Raw genomic sequence first — 16812 nt, forward strand, 5'->3', positions numbered from 1 at the left:
AAGAGGGCAAGTAGCGACTTGTTTGACAAGTATTACTTCCCCTCTTACTAATGATATCGGACACGTCTCTTTAATTCTCTCTCACTTTCTTTGTCACGTGCCAACACATGCTGGTAATTCATTGACAATATTAAACCCACTCCAATCAAATTGGAAATCAAAGCCGACCCTCCTTGAGAAATAAAGGGAAGAGGAATTCCCGTCAAAGGTAAAATCCCAACAGCTGCACCAATATTTTCAAAAACATGAAATAAAATCATCATGATAAAACCTGTTGAAATATAGGTGTAAAAGAGATTATTGGACTCAAACATTACCTTTAACATCCGATAAAACAAGAGCAGATAAAGCATTAACAATAATGCAGCACCAATAAAGCCAAAATTCTCAGCAATCACAGTAAAAATCATGTCGCTTTCTCTGACAGGAACTGACAACTCCAAAACATTAAACCCTTTTCCAAAAAAGCCACCACTGCCAATAGAAATCATGCTTTGTGTCTGCTGGTAGGCAATGGTTTCTGAAAAAGCAAAAGGGGTTAACCAAGCAGAAATACGATTAAGCTGGTAGGTATCCATTCCTAATTTCAGCAGTAAGTCTTTTCCTTCAGGAAATAAAAAGACAAGGAAAAAAGTTGCTATTAATGCTAGAACAATGAGTCCCAAGGGAAGAATCAGCCACCAAGAAATTCCTGAAATCAAAATCAAGCCAGCCAAAATGGCCAGAAAAACCATGGCAGTTCCCAAATCTTTTTGCAAAGCAAGCAAGGCCATTACCGGAAGAGTGACTAGGAAATAAAGTCCTAATAATTTCCAATCGTCCTTGAAATGATAACGTTTTTTTCTACCCTTAAACCAAACTGTCACCCTTGCCATCAGTAAAATATAAGCAATCTTCATAAATTCCGAAGGTTGAAATAAGGTTAACGAACCAATGGTAATCCAGTTTTTAGCCCCTGTTGCAGCAACTAGCTGGTGACTAAAGAAAATCAAGGGTAGAACCATCAGACCAATCCCCAATAGATAAAGATAAGGGGTCAACTTCCACAGAACTTCTGTACTAAAAAACATCAAAACAAAAGCCAAAGAGGTACCAATAACTATCCATAGAATCTGCTGCAACATTACTGATGAGACATGCCGGGGAAAGTCGTAACTAGTCGCCACATAAATAGAGACAAGCCCCAACACTAATAAACAAAAAACAGGAAATACAATAGCATAATCAATGCGGCGTTCAATAGACTTCCTTTGGGACAAAAGGCAACCTCCTTTTACTACAACCCGATTGGTAGGACCGACCTTACTCCAAACCTGTTAGCCTAAAATGAAAAAGAGCCCCTAATCTAAGAGCAAAGTGGCACATCTTCAACAGTTTTTGGAGGAAACTGTCTTGGCTTTTCAACAACAGGAGACACATTTAGTATAAACCATCTCCTTTGACATCTAATTGCTCTCCTCATCTAGCTAGATGAGTGAACCTTTAAATGACCCCTGCCGGAATCGAACCAGCAACTACTCCTTAGGAGGGAGTTGTTATATCCATTGAACTAAGGGGTCTCTAAAAATCATTACCTTATCTATTGTAACCTAGAAAAAGGGGGAATGCAAGATTAAACCTCAGATAACTTAAGCCTTCTGTACTTTTTCTTTGCCGTTCAAAAAAACAAAAAAAAGACCAGAATTATCTAGTCTTTTACCATCTGATGGCACTGGGACTCATTTTAACGACGGATTTCTTTGATGCGAGCAGCTTTACCTTGTAATGCACGTAAGTAGTAAAGTTTCGCACGACGAACTTTACCGTGACGGATAACTTCGATTTTATCAACACGTGGTGTGTGGATTGGGAATGTACGTTCTACCCCGATACCACCTGAGATTTTACGAACAGTGTACATTTCTGAGATCCCTTGACCTTTACGTGAAATAACAACACCTTCAAAAATCTGGATACGTTCGCGAGTTCCTTCGACAACTTTTGCGTGAACGCGAACAGTGTCACCAGGACGGAAGCTAGGGATATCAGAGCGAAGTTGACCTTCTGTCAAACTTTGGATTAATGGATTCATTTTTATTCTCCTATCTTACTAATCTTAAGTACTTGTCTTAGCGGATTAGCCGTAATTTTCGTGTGTCCATTACACACAGGATTTATTCTAACAAAAAGAAACTCTATTGTAAAGCTATTTTTTCGACTCTTTTTCTACTGGGAGATGAACCTCCTTAGCCACAAATACTTTTTGGTAACTGTAAATGGATTGCTTACGACTGACCATATAAGCTGCGGCGGAAGTGACAAAATAGGCTAGGACATTCTCTGATCCAAATACTTCAATACCAATAAAAACAGGGGTCCAAAAAGTATTTGTCGCACTCCCAAAGACCGTAACATAACCAAGTGCTGCTACCAGTAATACAGGGAGATCAAGATAAGGGGCTAAAACAACTCCTAAGGAAGCTCCGATAGAAAAGAGGGGAGTTACTTCTCCACCTTGAAAACCTGCTGACAAGGTGAGAGCAGTCAGTAGCGCTTTTAACATCCAGTCATAAGCCAAAATAGTGTGACCAGAGAAGGAAGCGTTAATCAAGTTGGTGCCTAAACCACTGTATCGTCCATAGTGGCTCATAAACAAAGCAATAGATAAAAAGGCACCTATCAGGGCAATTCTAACATGAAGATTAGGCAGTTTTTGACCAAAATAAGACTTGAGCGAAGCAAGCAGGTAAGCAAAACCATTTCCTACTAAGCCAAACACAAATCCTAATCCCATCAATTTGACCAAAGTTAAAGGTGTCAGTACCAGTGGATCAGTAATAAAAACAGTAAATTTTTCTAATCCTAAAGCATGCGAGGTCCAAGTAGCAAGGTAGGCTGCAACTAGGGAAGGAAGTAAGGCCGTATAAGAGATTGTCCCTAGTAATAGGACTTCTAAGGCAAAGACTACTGCAGCAATCGGGGTTTGAAAGAGGCCTGCAAAACCAGCTGCCATACCAATAACTAAAAGGTCTTGGCCAAGGTCTTTAGTCTTTACAAACCTTTGGCAATAATGAGAAATAGTGGCTCCAATCTGGACTGCTACCCCCTCACGACCGGCACTAGCTCCAAATAAATGAGTTAACCACGTCGTAACCAGAATCAAGGGAATCAGAATAGGAGGAATCTTATCTTTTTGACCATGTCCTACTTCAAAGACCAAGCCCATGCCCTGACGCACCTCTTTGCCGAAAGTCTCATAAAGCCAACTAATGCCAAGCCCCACTAATGCAAGAAAAGGGAGAAAACAGAGCAGATGCTGGTCTCTAAAAGCAGATAGTAGCAATAATCCTTTTCCAAAAATTGCATCAACCATCCCTACCAGTAAGCCAATAGGAAGAGCCAAGCCTATTAGACTAAGCGCCCGTTTGATTTGAGGTTTAGGAAGTCCTGAAAGGGATTTAATCATCGGTAGCCTCTTTTGCCATCTCTTGGTTTTGATATTGTCTAGAAAGCGCCATAATTGTTTTAAAAGTCTCATGGATAGCTGGCTCAAATGATGACGCTTGAACCAAGTCCGAAACTCTAGCCAAAATCTGGTCTTCTCTTGCTTGATCTAGGACAGGGAGCTGGTTGGTCAACTTATAGGCCGTCACTTGATGGACAAGCATCATTCGCTTTTCCAATAACGCCACCAAGTCTTGATCAATGTGATTGATTTCATGTCGAATATCTTCTAATCTCATAACTTTCCTTTTCTGAATGTCTTAGATTATTTTTATGGTAGTAAATAAGGTGATGAGAAGTAAAACTAATTTAAACATAGTAACTTCTCAACTCTTTTTTTAGAGTAATAGCACTCACTAGCCGACAAGTTAAAAATGCCAAGGATAGCCCTGGCATTTTTAGGTTAAAACGACTTAGAGGTTATCAACAGCCTGTGATAATTGCTCTGCAAAGGCTTCTAGACGCTCAATATCTTCCTCTTCTGCAGCCAAATCCACTTTAACAGAGTCTGCTCCTTTGGTCGCACCAGTAAGGGCAAACTGCTCTTCAAAGTCATCAACGGACTTACAGAAATAATCATAGAAGGTATCACCAGAACCGACTACCCCATAAAGTTTACCTGCTAGGTCTAAATCTTGTAGGTCTTCGTAAAAATCAACAATTTCATCTGGTAAATCACCATCACCATAAGTATACGTAGCAACGATTGCAATGTCAGCATCCTCAAATTCTGAAGCCTCAACTGTTGTGCATTCGTCAATATCAACATCATGGCCTAACTCTTGCAATTTATTTGCAACGATATCAGCGATTTCTTCAGTATTTCCTGTCATGCTGGCATAAACGATTTTTGCTAATGCCATAAATTCCTCCCAAATTTACTAAACTATTCTTATTTTAGCACACTTCTTTAGGAAAAGCACTATTTCTTTAAAGATAAGGTAGGTAAGATTTTTCAAGACGCTTCAGAAGAGCTTCTTTTTCACCTTCACTTGCGAAACTAGCTTTGATGGCATCTTGGTTATGTGACAAAAAATCAGCTAAACTGGTATGGAAATACCGGTTAAAGAGTTGGTATTCTTTGGTTAAATTGGTGTCAGAAACTGTTCGATTATCTGTGTTGATAGACAATTTAGCCCCTGCTGCTTTTAATTCTAAATAAGGAAATTCTGCGATGGTTCTAGCAGCTTTTGTTTGAAGGTTGCTGGTGAGACAAAGTTCAGCAGTTACCTCATTATCGATAAACTTAGACAACAGGTCTTTTTGATGATGAATCGCTGTAACATGTCCTAGACGTTTGATGCCTAAATCAATGGCATCTGAAATATAGTTAGGACAGCCACATTCTCCCGCATGTAAGGTAAAAGGCAAACCTAGTGACTGGGTTTTACGAATAATCCCTTCTAAGACCTGCGGAGGAAAACCAAGCTCATTACCAGCAAAATCAAAACCTACTAAACCTTTTTGTGCCAATACAATCACATGGTCAAAGATAGCTTGACTGATTTCCTGAGAAGATTGACGAAGTCCACAAACAATAGCTTTACCAACAATCCCAAAATCTTCCTGACCCTTTTGAATGCCTGATAAGACTGCTTCTACTACCTCGACAGCTGTTAAACCTTGATCCATAGAGAGCTCTGGCGCGAAACGCATTTCAATGTAAATGACCTGGTCAGCTGCAGCTTGCTTCATGACATCATAGGCAGCTAATTCTAAGGCTTGGCTAGTTTGAAGAAGGGGTCTAATAACATCAAACGTTTTAAGGTAATCCATCAATGACTCACAAGTTTCAGGTGCTGTCACTAATGTTTTTAAACTGGCATCATCTTCGGGTAATTGTATGCGAGCCAACTCTGCTAATTGTCGAATTACCTCTAAGGAGAGGGAGCCATCAAGATGGCAATGTAATTCTGTTTTAGCTATTGTTTTGAAGTCTATCGTTTCCACAGCAGGTCTCCTTGTAAAGATTTTTTTAATATCATATCAAAACTTAAAGAAAAAGCAAGAGATTTCTGTGACATTTTTAAGAATAACGTCTGTATTTTCCTAAATTTAGAAAAGTTGATAAATTCATTTGTATAAAAACGAGATGCAAATCCGAATATTATTCCTAAAAAGCTGTCTCATAACAATTTTTGTACCTTATTTTGCCTTTTAAAGTATGATAACAAAAAAAAACGAACAGGAGGATTTTTCATGACAACCTATCATATTCCAAATCAAAGGACAAATCTCGGACTCAATACTGATACTGCTGGAAGTCGATTTGAATAATGGCTTTCCGAAGGAAATAAGCCCTACCAACTTTACTCACTTGATACACCTAACAGAGTTAAGGCAACGATTATACTTGAAGAGTTAACAGCTCTAGGCATTTTAGAAGCTAACTATGGACTTATTTCGGATTGCTATTTCTAAAGGAGACCAATTTGACAGTGATTTTGTAGCCATTAATCCCAATTCAAAAATTCCTGCCCTGCTTGATTTAACAGCTGAAGAATCTATTCGTGTCTTTAAATCAGCCAATAGCTTGCTTTACCTTGCCGATAAATACGGTAAGCTCATTCCTCAAACCCTAAAAGAACATGCGAGAATCTTAACTGGTTGTTTTGACAAACAGGGGCTACTCCCTTATTGAGCGGTGGCTTTGCCATTTCTTCCATTGTGCTAGCGAAAAATTGAAACAGCTCATTGGTCGCTTTGCCATGAAACCCAAGTGTCAACTAAACCTCCTAGATAAGGAATTGTCTCAAAAAGCCTACATTTCAGGCGAGCCATATTCGATTGCTGCTATGCCAATTGGTCTTGGTAGGCTCAGCTGGCTCAGGATAAGCTTTAGAACAAGGCTGACCAAATTCTCCAAGTGAATGCTTAGCAATACTTGCAAGCTTGGAGTCAAAGCATTGCTAAATGTCCTGCTATCTTTCGGGGACTAGCTGCTAATTACCAAAAGATTCAATAACCCTTTTTCTTGTTAGCCTCTGGCTATTCTCAAGAAAGACCAGCCATTTTTATGGTATAATGAGACAACAAAAGAAAACGTAAAGGAGGTCCGATGATGTGGATACTTAGACCCTTTGATCAATTAGAAACAGAAGAACTCTTTGCAATTTATAAGGAACGTGTAGCTGTTTTTGTTGTAGAGCAGGCCTGTCCTTACCCAGAAGTTGATGACCTTGATAAAGAGGCTCTTCATCTGTTTGCTAAGGATCAGCATGGTATCACGGCCTACTGTCGGTTAATTCCCACCAAAGACCAGCTTAAATTGGGGCGAGTTTTGGTTGTCAAACGAGTTCGGAAATCTGGTTTAGGACGTGACTTGATTGCCAAAGCGTTAGAAGTTGCCAAAGAGTATTTTCCAGACTTACCTGTCTATGCTCAGGCACAGGCTTATTTAGAACAGTTTTATGGCTCCTTTGGCTTTAAGCCAATTTCTGAGATTTATTTAGAGGATGATATTCCTCACCTTGATATGATGAAAGATTAAAGACATGATGACAACTTTTGAAACGATTTTAAATACCATTAAGGCCTATCAGACCATTATTATCCATCGCCATCAAAATCCCGATCCTGATGCTCTTGGTAGTCAGGCAGGCTTGAAAGAAATTATTGCACAAAATTTCCCAGACAAAAAAGTTTTGATGACTGGTTTTGATGAGCCTAGCTTAACTTGGATTAGCCAAATGGATCAGGTGACTGACGAAGACTATAAGGAGGCTTTGGTCATCATTACAGATACTGCCAATCGTCCAAGAATTGATGATGAGCGTTATACTTTAGGACAGTGTTTCATTAAGATTGACCATCACCCCAACGATGATGTGTATGGTGACTTGTATTATGTAGACACAAGCGCTTCTAGTGCAAGTGAAATCATCGCAGACTTTGCCTTTAGTCAGGATCTTACTCTCTCTGACAAGGCTGCCAGCCTTTTATACACTGGTATCGTTGGTGATACAGGTCGATTCCTTTATGCCTCAACCACTAGTAAAACCCTTTCCATTGCGAGTCGATTACGGACCTTTACCTTTGACTTTGCTGCTATTTCAAGGCAAATGGATTCGTTTCCTTTGAAAATAGCAAAGCTGCAAGGCTATGTCTTTGATCATTTAACGATTGATGAGAGCGGGGCTGCTTATGTCCTTCTCAGTCAAGAAACCTTAAAACACTTTGACGTGACCCTGGCGGAAAGCTCTGCCATTGTCTCAGCTCCTGGTAAAATTGATAGCGTTCAAGCTTGGGCTATTTTCATTGAGTTGACTGATGGCAATTACCGTGTACGTATGCGCAGTAAAGAAAAGAGTATTAATGGTATTGCTAAGCGTCACGGTGGTGGCGGGCATCCCCTTGCTAGCGGAGCCAACTCAGCTAATGTGGCAGAAAATCAAGCTATTTTCCAAGAACTCATCGCTGTTTGCCAAGAGAATTAGGGTTTTTAAAAAATACGGGGAGAAAAGTCTTGTCAAGTCATGCAAGTTTTGTTAAACTAGAATGGTTAATAACTATGATGCAGAACGTGTCATGGCAGAAAGGAATTTTTTAAGATGAGAAAAGACATTCATCCAGATTATCGTCCAGTTGTTTTCCTTGATACAACTACAGGTTACCAGTTCCTTAGCGGCTCAACAAAAGCTTCTAAAGAAACGATTGAGTTTGAAGGTGAAACTTACCCACTTATCCGTGTGGAAATTTCATCAGATTCACACCCATTCTACACAGGACGTCAAAAGTTCACTCAAGCAGATGGACGTGTGGATCGTTTCAACAAAAAATACGGTCTCAAAGACGCCAACGCAGCAAAATAAGCAAGACAATACAAAAACCCGTCCTGTTTCAGGAGGGTTTTCTTTTGCCTTAATAACTCAAGACACTGCTCCATCGTTTCTCATCAAAAACGCCTAGCACTTATATCCCTGCTATTTTTTGGGTGGCAGGTTAAGTATGTTTTTACAAGGAGTTTTTTCTTGATTTGATAAAGCTTGTCCCAAACAAGGTTGTTACTTTATTTTTGAGCTAGCTTAGTCTTCGTCATCTTCTGCCAATTGGTTAAGAAGGGTGTTGACGTGATGAATATTATCCTTGGCAAAAACCTTAAAATCAATGGTTTCTTCTAGGAGATTAGCATTGATAAAACCAACAACCATAGGCATATTCATACCAGCATATAACTCAAATGGATACCCTTCCATCAAGAGACGACTAAGAACATTACAGGGGGTTCCTCCCATTAAATCTGCAAAAACAACAACGTCTTCCATTCCTTCAATGCTTGCTAAGAATTTTTGGCGAAAATCCTCAGCTCCTTCTGAAGCCAGTAAAGGAACAGCTGTAATGCTTTCTTGAGGTCCCATAATCATTTCCGTGCTAGCTTTCAAAGCTTCACAAAAAGAACCATGACTCACTAATACTAATTGTTTTGCCATTAGCCCATCCCCATCACAAAATGACCAAAGGCAGAGCAAGCAACGGCTATCACGATGATGATTAAAATAGCCTTTGTTGAAGTCATGCCTTTACGTCCAAGCAACCAGTAAATAAAACCAGTGAAGGCCGCTGGGACAAGACGTGGAAAAATCATGTTAAGCAAATTTTGAACATCTAGTCCTGCTCCCATTGGGATATTAAGACTCACTTCAAAATTAATCATGCTAGCAATGAGGGCTCCAACCATGAACACTCCCATCACTGACGCTGCATCGACAATAGCTGTTAAATGATCACGCATCGTGGTAACTAACTTGGTTCCTTGTTGGTAAGCAATTTCCAATTGTTTCCATCGGAAAATGTTAATGACCCAAGCGACAGCTATCCAAAGAAAGATACCTAGGGGGTTATTTTCTTTAGCCAAACCAGCTGCTAGCGATCCCATGATGGTTGGCACAAGGGAGGCAAAGAGAGAATCTCCGATAGGGGCAAAAGGACCCATGAGACCTGTCTTGACCCCATTAACGGCATCTTTTGAGGCTAGGCCTTCATTTTCTTCAAGGGCTAAATCAATCCCTGTAATAATCGTGTGGAAAAAGTTTGAGGTATTGAAGAATTGGGTGTGGGTCTTCATCATTTCTTTCAATTCAGGAGTTCCATCTCCGTACATTTTGCGCAGTTGAGGCAAAATAATATAGAGGTAACTTGACCCTTGCATGCGTTCGTAATTCCAGCCCCATTGGAAGGTGAAAAGGCTGCGTTTATTGATTTGCTTAAAATCTTCTTTCGTTAAGCTGTATTTAGATTTCGTCATCTTCAATTTCCCCACTTTCTGACACTTCTGCCTTTGGTTCCACAAGGGTTACATGCTGACTATTTTTATAATGAAGGGTTGCAAGAGCTGCTCCTATAATAGCAATCCCAATCATTGGGAGACCTTTAAAAGGTGCCCCATCAAAGACTGTTGTTTTGAGACCAGCTTCTTTAATCACACTTGTCAATGTTCCTGACACGGTTTGTAAATTCGCATAGATAACGGTTAGCATGGCGGTGAGACCAAACCCAAGAGCAAGGTAATGGATATTACGTTTAACCGGTAAGTAATGGAGTAAAATAGCAAACCCAAGACCCGGTAACATCATGCCAGCTAGTTTCAAGCCATCTGCCAACCATTTGACGCTATCAACCCAGTCTACTAAAGTTTGCACAGCACCAGCTCCAAAAGCAAGGGCAATAAAGACAGGAAGGGCACGAGAGAGAGCCCATGGAATAGCTCCCATCAAATAATTTCGCTCAATACCTTTGTAATTAAAGCTTTCCACATGCCGATCTATCCGATGAGCAAAGAAAGTTGTTGAGAAGCGCCCAAGAATATCCGTATAAACCAGCAAGGCTGCAACGGGTACTGCAATGGTCGAAACAGCCAGTTCAGCATCAATGCCTTGGGCCACTGAGAAAGCTGTCGCTAAGACTGCACCTGATGTGGCGTCAATCCGAGAAGCCCCTCCAAAAGTACCAACACCGAGCACCATCAATTGTAAGCTCCCACCAATTAAAAGCCCCGTTTTCAGGTCTCCCATAATCAGGCCAGTAATGAAACCAGCAAAAACTGGCGAACCTGCTGAGGTGTTAATGGTCAACTCATCCAAAATTTGGTAAGCCGAATACAGGGTTAACAGTAAAATTTGCCACCATTGAATCATAATGATTTCCTCCAAAAAAATTAATGTATTAAGGGATACAGAATTATCTCACTTTATCCAATAAAGGCATAAAGTCTGCAGGAGCATCTCCTGGTACCATTTGGGCAATGAGGTGTGTTCCCTTGTCTTGAATAGCATCAAAGGCTTGAATATCTTCTTCTACCACATTGATGGAACGGGTTACCGAACGGGTTTCAGGCGTTTGAGACATGTTGCCCACATTCAGTTCTGTAAGAGTTACCCCTTTATTCATAAGGCCTAGGAAGGTCTTTGGTCGTCTTGCCACAATCAATAAACGTTGGGAATCATAACGGCCTGCCAAGATATTGGTGGCTGCTTTGTCAATCGTTAGAACAGATAATTTTACGCCTGCTGGAGTCGCTAACTTCAGGGCTGTTTTTTCCAAATCACTATTAACAATATCCTCATCTACAACCATGATACGACTAATGTTTAACTTAGTTGTCCATAGGTTTGCGACTTGGCCATGAATTAACCGACCATCAATACGTGTTGCTACAATTGCCATCCTTCTTCTCCTTTTATAGTTTGATAAATGGGGGTCTTGGTTAACTGAAGGGTCTCACTATATTGCCCTTCGGTTTCAAAAATTACTAAGCGATTCTTTCCTTTCTGTAACAATCCTTTTGGTAAATAGAGGGATAAAATAGGACCTTTTTGCCAAAATCTACCCAAATGAAAGCCGTTGATTAGAGCAATCCCTTTGCCAAATTGACTCAGGTCAATATAAGTATCAGCTGGCGCTTGGCAGTCAAACTCATAGGCATAAAAACTCGGGAGTCCCTCAATCCAATCCTGTGAAAAATCTACCCATGACAACGTTTGAAAATCTATAGGAATCTGTTCCCACTGCCCTATAAAATGTAAATCAGCCATTACGCCACGCCCTAGCCCTTTGTGTTGACTGGGAGCAGTCAACTTGTGACCATAACTGACCCGGCCCATGTTTTCAACTAAAATGTCTAGTTGAGACTGCTGCTTGGAAAGCGTCACCAAAATACCCTGTCCAATGTCCTCTTGATACTGGGTTTGGACTCGCCTATCATCCAAGAATACCTGAACACGGTCTCTAGCATCAATGATTCGCAACCTTTCTTGGTCAACATATTTCGAGAGGACTGTGCGATATAAGACATAACCTAAAGGGTGCCTCAAAGCTTCCATAGACTGAGGGTAAAAGCTTTCCGTGATACCGCTTACATTTTTGAGTGTCGTCAATAAACTTACTTTTTCCGTAAGAGGAATTGGTCCAATAGCCATGCTAGGACTGACCAGCGGTTCTGAAAATGCTAAATCTGGGTAGGTATCTTTTAAGGCTTTCTGCAAGAGACTATATTTAAGTGTCGGATTTCCTGCTTCATCTAGTAGGGCATCGTAATCGTAGGAAGTTACTTGCGGGAGATCCTTTTGCAGTCTGGCTGATGAGCCATTCATAAACCCAAAATTGGTCCCGCCACAGAACATATAAAGGTTGATACTTCCTTGTTCAATCATGGCCATAATGGCATCGACGGTTTCTTGAGGATCTCTTCGAATGATAGCCTCACCCCATCGATTAAACCAGCCCAGCCAAAATTCCATGCACATGATGGGCCATTCCTTGCCATGTTTAGACATAAATGCCCTAAGGCTGGCCACGTTTTCAGCAGATTTGGAACCAAAGTTCCCAGTGACTAAACAATCATCTGCCACAAGATTTCCTGCTTCTAAAGCACTTTCCCATGGACCATCAGAAGTGAATAAGGGCGCCTCAATACCTCGTTCTCGCATCATGTCTTTTAAGGCACGGAGGTACTGTTTGTCCTCTCCATAAGAGCCATATTCATTTTCCACTTGAAACATGAGGATATTACCACCTCGGTCCAGTTGACGTTTGGCTAATTTGGGAAGAAGCACATCGTAGTAAGCTGCCACATGGTCCAAATAGACCTTATCTCGTGAACGAACTCTGCATGGCTCTTCTAACAACCAAGCAGGTAAACCGCCAAATTCCCATTCCGCACAAATATAAGGAGAGGGTCTTACAATCGCATATAAACCTAAATCCTTGGCCATATCTAGAAAAGTTTCTAAATCAGCAAGGCCTTCAAAATAAAACTGACCCTTTTGTGGTTCATGCAGGTTCCACGGCACATAAGTCTCAACCGTATTAAATCCTAAGGCCTTCAGATTATACAAGACACGGTACCAACTGTCTGGAACAATTCTAAAATAATGAACAGCTCCAGATAAGATTTTAAAGGGTTTCCCATCAAGGTAAAACACCTCTTTAACTTGAAATCGTTTCACACTACCTCCTTTTAAGCTAAGCTTAGAATCTGTCACTTGTCTCCCAAGCAAAGCATGTCATCTTTTCACTTTTTTGCTATAATAAGAACTATTAACCAAACGTAAAGATGAGATGCTCTTCCAATGAAACGTCCTAAATACCAATTAATCAAAGAAGAATTACAAAGTCAGATTTTATCTGATCACTACCATGTCGGTGATAAATTTTTTACAGAAGCTGAATTGCTTGAGCGTTTTCAGGTCAGCTCCATTACCATTATTCAAGCACTGAAAGAGTTAGAAAAAGAGGGATTCATCAATCGTAAACAAGGACTCGGTAGTTTTATTGCCCGAACACGCAGGGAAAAACTGGTGCAATTTGCCTACCTGGATAGCTTGGAAAAACAGATAGAAACCATCCGTGTCCTTAGTCTTACTAAGGGCAATGACCCTTACTACTTAAAGTTACTTGAATTGCATAAAACGGAATACTATTACATTTTGACGAGAGAACGTACCATCAATGGCAAACCCTACCTTTACCAACTGTCTTATATTCCTCACGACTACTTGCTGTCAGAAGAGGCTGATTTAGACGCTTATCAATCACTTTACAAACGCTTTTTTCTCGACTTTAATATCCGAATGGCTAATCAGACCTTCCACCAAGAAACTTGCCTAACCAACCAAATGCCGCCAGCCGTTAAAGCCTTTTTCAAACTGGCTGATGCCAGCCCTTGTGTGCTTCAAACCAAATTAACTCGCTTTAAAGATAACCAGCGTATTCTTGAATATGCTACAGTCTATAAACACTGGGAATGTTTTAAATACCAAATCTCTTCAAGTGATTATCATTAATCAGTCTTCTGCAATACCTACAAGTTTAGCACTAGGTATTACTTTTTTGATGACCTTGTACAAAAACCTTATCTTTCAGGTACAAGGAGTGATGATTTTATCAGTCCAAGGACTAGCTGTTTCTTCGAGTACCTTGTTCAACTCGTCAATATTTTGGAAACCTTCGGTACGTAACCAATTCCTAGCAGCTTCTTCGCCCTCTTTAATATAAACTGGCACAGCCCCTGACCAGGTGGCTCGTCCACAAAGCACCCCATTGAATTTAGCACCTGCTGCCGCCGCAAATCGCAAGGTCTCTTGGAAGAGTTGGGCAGATACGCCTGCACTCAAATAAATATAAGGCAGGTGGCTAGCCGCTTCCTGATCTCGAAAGGCTTGGGCAGCTTCAGCCTGACTATAAAGCACTTCTCCTTTAGCAAAACCGTCCACATAGGCCATGTTAACAGGGACTTCCACCTTCAATACGTCAATGCCAAACCGTTCCTCAGAGAATACCTTCATTGCCCCGTTGACCTTATGGGCTTTCACCTTGGCAAAAGCTGCGCTGCTATTGTCTGCAATGTTTTCGTCATAACTCAATATTTCCAGAAAGAAAGGAATATCTTCTGCCGTGCACTCAGAACCGATACGTTCAATGTAGGCCTGTTTTTGCAGGTTAATCTGTTCATTGCCATCCACATCATAGTAGAGTAAAAATTTGATGGCATCTGCCCCAGCTTCTTTCAATCGCTTAACGGACCATTCTCCCAGACAATCAGGTAAGCGACTGGTCGTTGTGGCATCGTAGCCTGTTTTTTCATAGGCCAAAAGCAAGCCTGCACTCTCATCACGGACCTTAGTTGCTGGTAGACCATATTCAGGGTCCAGCAAAATGGAGGAGGCATAGGGAGTCAACTCCTCTGACACCAAAACCTTGAGGGCTTCCATTTGCCCAACCCTTGGTTCTGTTTCCTGATGGGCTGCCATCATGCGTTTTAGGGCACCGCGTTGGTCAAAGGCTAAGGCCGAAATAATGCCACGATGGCTGACTTTTTCTAAATAAGCTTTTTTAGTTTCTGATAATTGGTGCATCCTAACCTCCTACTTGCTAGGGTAAGGGTGAATGGTGACCCCTTTGACCACACGATTAACCGTTCCTGTCGCAGATGGAGTATCAGGGAAATTCCCTAATGTAACCGCCGTTAAGAGGGCCAAGGTCTGCGCTACTAAAATCATGGGAAAAGCCAAGTAAGCATCTGGCAATAAGTGACTGGTGTCCAGTCGGAATTGATCCCCTGAAAAGTCGGTATCCCCTCCTTGTAATAGAGCCAAGGTTTTAAGGGCAATGCCATCTGCTTGGATTTCCTCTAACATGTCCAAATCGTACTGTCTGATGTAAGCATCATTATTGACAAATCCAATAACTAAGGTACGGTCATTAATAAAAGATTTTGGACCATGTCTAAAACCCATAGAAGACTCGTAGAGAGTTGCAACTTGTCCAGCAGTCAATTCTAACATTTTTAATTGTGCTTCTTGGGTTAACTTGGCTAAACCAGCAGAACCTAGATAAACTAAACGGTCAAATCCTAAATCAGCTAGCTCTTGTAGCCGTCCTACTTGGTCAATAACAGCTTGCCCAGCAAGGACCATATCCGACACATAAGCTTCTTTCTGAGCTATACTGTTAGCATCATCAAAAATCAAAAGCGCTGCCAACATCATGCAGGTAAAACTCCCCGTCATGGCAAAACCAGCATCATTAGCATCTTCAGGCATCAAATAAAGGTAAGAACGCTCATCCTGCTGAGCCTTTTTCGCCAGTTCCCCATCCTTGGCACAGGTAATGGTTAAATGATAACTATTTGGCACCAGTTGATTGACCAGATTAACAGCCGCTACACTTTCAGGACTATTGCCACTTCTTGCAAAGGAGACTAAAAGAACTGTCTCTTCCTTGGATAAATAATATTCTGGGGCAGCAACAAGATCGGTTGAAGCAATGCTATCAAAGAGATAACGCTGACGATTTCCTACCTTCGTCAAGTAAGGGCAAATGGTATTACCAACGTACTCAGATGTACCCGCACCTGTAAAGATGACGTGAATCCTGTTTCTGTCAGCGCTTTCATAAATCCTCTCTAAAAAAGAGACCATAGAATCTCTTGTTTCTTCAAAAAACATCATCGTTTCTTGCCATAAACGAGGTTCTTGCTTAATTTCCTTGGTAGTGATAGCTGCACCAAGGGCCTCCAAAGCTTCCTGTGGTTTTGTAAACATGTCCTAACCTCCAATTCCTTAACCATTAGGGTGATGTTGCACCCGATACCTAAACTGATCTGCCCTAGCAATGCTGAAGGTAAATTCAATTAACCTATTTTTATCATTATAAGTTTTACGAATAATATGTAAGACAGGATCTCCTTTTTTGATGCCTAAGAGACCTGCTTCATAATCCAAGGCAATGCTGGCATAAAATTCTTCCTCTGCGAAACGAATTGTCTCTTGATAATCCTCTGCAAAGACATCGTACAAAGGCTTACGCGTCAAGTGCGCAATGCTTAACCCCTGAAAAGGCTGCGCAGGGATATACGATCGTTCAAACATTAAAGGCATGTCATCTGCAATCCTTAAGCGCTCTAATTCAAAAACTTCTGTATTGGCATCAAGCTCCAAGAGACCAGACAAATAAGGCGTTACCTGATACTGTTCAAAAGAAAGAATCTCTGTTTTAGGAATTTTCCCCATTTTTTTCATTTGCTCTGTAAAGCTATAAGTACTTGATAAATCAGTGGCGGGTTCTTTGATTCCTGAAACATAAGTCCCCTTGCCTTGTTTTTTATAAATTAAACCCCGTAATTCCAATTCTTTAAGAGCTAGTCTAATCGTGATACGGCTAACACCGTAAAGGTCACTCAATTCTCGTTCTGACAATAACTTATCGTTGGCTGTCATACTCTTTCTGATTTTCACTTCTAAGGCATCAACAATCTGTAAATAGAGTGGTTGTTCTTTTGGCATCCTATTCACCTCTAACTTGTTATAACCACCTAAAGTATATTATAATAAC

18 protein-coding genes, 1 tRNA gene and 1 pseudogene are annotated in these 16812 nt (G+C 40.8%); 5 read left to right on the top strand and 15 right to left on the bottom strand.

The genetic code is table 11. From position 1 onward, the window contains the following. Positions 1-47: 47 nt before the first annotated feature. From EL097_RS09690 to add, 7 genes are all read right to left on the bottom strand, one after another. Complete coding sequence (locus tag EL097_RS09690) at positions 48-1259, bottom strand: FtsW/RodA/SpoVE family cell cycle protein (protein WP_129545025.1); 1212 nt, start codon at positions 1257-1259, stop codon at positions 48-50. Between the two features lie 228 nt (positions 1260-1487). Then, positions 1488-1559 (bottom strand) — tRNA-Arg (locus tag EL097_RS09695). A 164-nt stretch (positions 1560-1723) separates the two neighbouring features. Next, positions 1724-2071 (bottom strand): 50S ribosomal protein L19, encoded by a 348-nt coding sequence (gene rplS / locus EL097_RS09700; protein ID WP_003047792.1) that lies wholly within the window; start codon positions 2069-2071, stop codon positions 1724-1726. Between the two features lie 114 nt (positions 2072-2185). After that, complete coding sequence (locus EL097_RS09705; protein WP_003047790.1) at positions 2186-3445, bottom strand: chloride channel protein; 1260 nt, start codon at positions 3443-3445, stop codon at positions 2186-2188. After that, positions 3438-3722 carry a chorismate mutase gene (locus EL097_RS09710; RefSeq protein ID WP_003047788.1) on the bottom strand — a complete coding sequence of 95 codons (285 nt, stop codon included), beginning with the start codon at positions 3720-3722 and terminating at the stop codon, positions 3438-3440. Before EL097_RS09710 ends, EL097_RS09705 begins: the two co-directional genes overlap by 8 nt. A gap of 174 nt (positions 3723-3896) precedes the next feature. Beyond that, on the bottom strand, positions 3897-4346 hold the full coding sequence (locus EL097_RS09715; protein ID WP_003047785.1) for a flavodoxin: 450 nt from the start codon (positions 4344-4346) through the stop codon (positions 3897-3899). A 67-nt stretch (positions 4347-4413) separates the two neighbouring features. Beyond that, entirely contained in the window at positions 4414-5433 is a 1020-nt protein-coding gene (gene add / locus EL097_RS09720; RefSeq protein WP_003047783.1) for an adenosine deaminase, read from the bottom strand. Positions 5434-5682: 249 nt separating this feature from the next. Between add and EL097_RS09725 the strand changes: the two are divergent. From EL097_RS09725 to EL097_RS09740, 4 genes and pseudogenes are all read left to right on the top strand, one after another. Next, a pseudogene (locus tag EL097_RS09725) lies at positions 5683-6448 on the top strand (glutathione-dependent disulfide-bond oxidoreductase). Positions 6449-6541: 93 nt separating this feature from the next. Next, entirely contained in the window at positions 6542-6973 is a 432-nt protein-coding gene (locus tag EL097_RS09730; RefSeq protein ID WP_081587261.1) for a GNAT family N-acetyltransferase, read from the top strand. Between the two features lie 4 nt (positions 6974-6977). Further along, entirely contained in the window at positions 6978-7919 is a 942-nt protein-coding gene (locus EL097_RS09735; protein ID WP_003047776.1) for a DHH family phosphoesterase, read from the top strand. Positions 7920-8033: 114 nt separating this feature from the next. Then, positions 8034-8294 (top strand): type B 50S ribosomal protein L31, encoded by a 261-nt coding sequence (locus EL097_RS09740; RefSeq protein WP_003047773.1) that lies wholly within the window; start codon positions 8034-8036, stop codon positions 8292-8294. A gap of 213 nt (positions 8295-8507) precedes the next feature. On the opposite strand, the gene EL097_RS09745 is transcribed toward EL097_RS09740, so the two are convergent. Genes EL097_RS09745 through EL097_RS09765 form a run of 5 tightly spaced genes read right to left on the bottom strand, consistent with a single transcriptional unit; the run spans position 8508 to position 12926 of the window. After that, positions 8508-8912: a PTS sugar transporter subunit IIA gene (locus EL097_RS09745; protein ID WP_003047770.1), complete on the bottom strand. Its 405-nt coding sequence runs from the start codon at positions 8910-8912 to the stop codon at positions 8508-8510. Continuing rightward, positions 8912-9727 carry a PTS system mannose/fructose/sorbose family transporter subunit IID gene (locus tag EL097_RS09750; protein WP_003047768.1) on the bottom strand — a complete coding sequence of 272 codons (816 nt, stop codon included), beginning with the start codon at positions 9725-9727 and terminating at the stop codon, positions 8912-8914. Before EL097_RS09750 ends, EL097_RS09745 begins: the two co-directional genes overlap by 1 nt. Further along, complete coding sequence (locus EL097_RS09755) at positions 9714-10616, bottom strand: PTS mannose/fructose/sorbose/N-acetylgalactosamine transporter subunit IIC (protein WP_003047765.1); 903 nt, start codon at positions 10614-10616, stop codon at positions 9714-9716. Before EL097_RS09755 ends, EL097_RS09750 begins: the two co-directional genes overlap by 14 nt. 43 nt (positions 10617-10659) lie before the next feature. Then, positions 10660-11145: a PTS system mannose/fructose/N-acetylgalactosamine-transporter subunit IIB gene (locus tag EL097_RS09760; RefSeq protein ID WP_003047762.1), complete on the bottom strand. Its 486-nt coding sequence runs from the start codon at positions 11143-11145 to the stop codon at positions 10660-10662. Further along, positions 11133-12926 (bottom strand): glycoside hydrolase family 35 protein, encoded by a 1794-nt coding sequence (locus tag EL097_RS09765; RefSeq protein ID WP_129545026.1) that lies wholly within the window; start codon positions 12924-12926, stop codon positions 11133-11135. Before EL097_RS09765 ends, EL097_RS09760 begins: the two co-directional genes overlap by 13 nt. Before the next feature lie 123 nt (positions 12927-13049). On the opposite strand from EL097_RS09765, the gene EL097_RS09770 reads away from it, so the two are divergent. Beyond that, positions 13050-13763 carry a GntR family transcriptional regulator gene (locus EL097_RS09770; RefSeq protein WP_003047756.1) on the top strand — a complete coding sequence of 238 codons (714 nt, stop codon included), beginning with the start codon at positions 13050-13052 and terminating at the stop codon, positions 13761-13763. Positions 13764-13838: 75 nt separating this feature from the next. Here the strand turns inward: EL097_RS09770 and lacD are convergent, their stop codons facing one another. The 3 genes from lacD to EL097_RS09785 are packed head-to-tail and all read right to left on the bottom strand — an operon-like array spanning position 13839 to position 16763. After that, a complete protein-coding gene (lacD, locus tag EL097_RS09775) occupies positions 13839-14834 on the bottom strand; it encodes a tagatose-bisphosphate aldolase (RefSeq protein ID WP_003047753.1) in 996 nt (331 codons plus the stop codon). 9 nt (positions 14835-14843) lie between these two features. Further along, complete coding sequence (locus EL097_RS09780) at positions 14844-16022, bottom strand: SIS domain-containing protein (protein WP_003047749.1); 1179 nt, start codon at positions 16020-16022, stop codon at positions 14844-14846. A gap of 18 nt (positions 16023-16040) precedes the next feature. Continuing rightward, complete coding sequence (locus EL097_RS09785; protein WP_003047746.1) at positions 16041-16763, bottom strand: GntR family transcriptional regulator; 723 nt, start codon at positions 16761-16763, stop codon at positions 16041-16043. Positions 16764-16812 lie beyond the last annotated feature (49 nt).

The sequence above is a fragment of the Streptococcus canis genome, from assembly GCF_900636575.1.
Taxonomy (GTDB): Bacteria; Bacillota; Bacilli; order Lactobacillales; family Streptococcaceae; genus Streptococcus; species Streptococcus canis.

What these genes read in the sequence shown, in the direction of transcription:
- EL097_RS09730 (WP_081587261.1), top strand. Translation starts at nt 6,542, where the DNA reads ATGATGTGGATACTTAGACCCTTTGATCAATTAGAAACAGAAGAACTC.
- EL097_RS09705 (WP_003047790.1), bottom strand. Translation starts at nt 3,445, where the DNA reads ATGATTAAATCCCTTTCAGGACTTCCTAAACCTCAAATCAAACGGGCG.
- EL097_RS09740 (WP_003047773.1), top strand. Translation starts at nt 8,034, where the DNA reads ATGAGAAAAGACATTCATCCAGATTATCGTCCAGTTGTTTTCCTTGAT.
- EL097_RS09760 (WP_003047762.1), bottom strand. Translation starts at nt 11,145, where the DNA reads ATGGCAATTGTAGCAACACGTATTGATGGTCGGTTAATTCATGGCCAA.
- EL097_RS09770 (WP_003047756.1), top strand. Translation starts at nt 13,050, where the DNA reads ATGAAACGTCCTAAATACCAATTAATCAAAGAAGAATTACAAAGTCAG.
- EL097_RS09745 (WP_003047770.1), bottom strand. Translation starts at nt 8,912, where the DNA reads ATGGCAAAACAATTAGTATTAGTGAGTCATGGTTCTTTTTGTGAAGCT.
- EL097_RS09785 (WP_003047746.1), bottom strand. Translation starts at nt 16,763, where the DNA reads ATGCCAAAAGAACAACCACTCTATTTACAGATTGTTGATGCCTTAGAA.
- EL097_RS09715 (WP_003047785.1), bottom strand. Translation starts at nt 4,346, where the DNA reads ATGGCATTAGCAAAAATCGTTTATGCCAGCATGACAGGAAATACTGAA.
- EL097_RS09710 (WP_003047788.1), bottom strand. Translation starts at nt 3,722, where the DNA reads ATGAGATTAGAAGATATTCGACATGAAATCAATCACATTGATCAAGAC.
- EL097_RS09750 (WP_003047768.1), bottom strand. Translation starts at nt 9,727, where the DNA reads ATGACGAAATCTAAATACAGCTTAACGAAAGAAGATTTTAAGCAAATC.
- EL097_RS09735 (WP_003047776.1), top strand. Translation starts at nt 6,978, where the DNA reads ATGATGACAACTTTTGAAACGATTTTAAATACCATTAAGGCCTATCAG.
- EL097_RS09755 (WP_003047765.1), bottom strand. Translation starts at nt 10,616, where the DNA reads ATGATTCAATGGTGGCAAATTTTACTGTTAACCCTGTATTCGGCTTAC.
- rplS (WP_003047792.1), bottom strand. Translation starts at nt 2,071, where the DNA reads ATGAATCCATTAATCCAAAGTTTGACAGAAGGTCAACTTCGCTCTGAT.
- EL097_RS09780 (WP_003047749.1), bottom strand. Translation starts at nt 16,022, where the DNA reads ATGTTTACAAAACCACAGGAAGCTTTGGAGGCCCTTGGTGCAGCTATC.
- lacD (WP_003047753.1), bottom strand. Translation starts at nt 14,834, where the DNA reads ATGCACCAATTATCAGAAACTAAAAAAGCTTATTTAGAAAAAGTCAGC.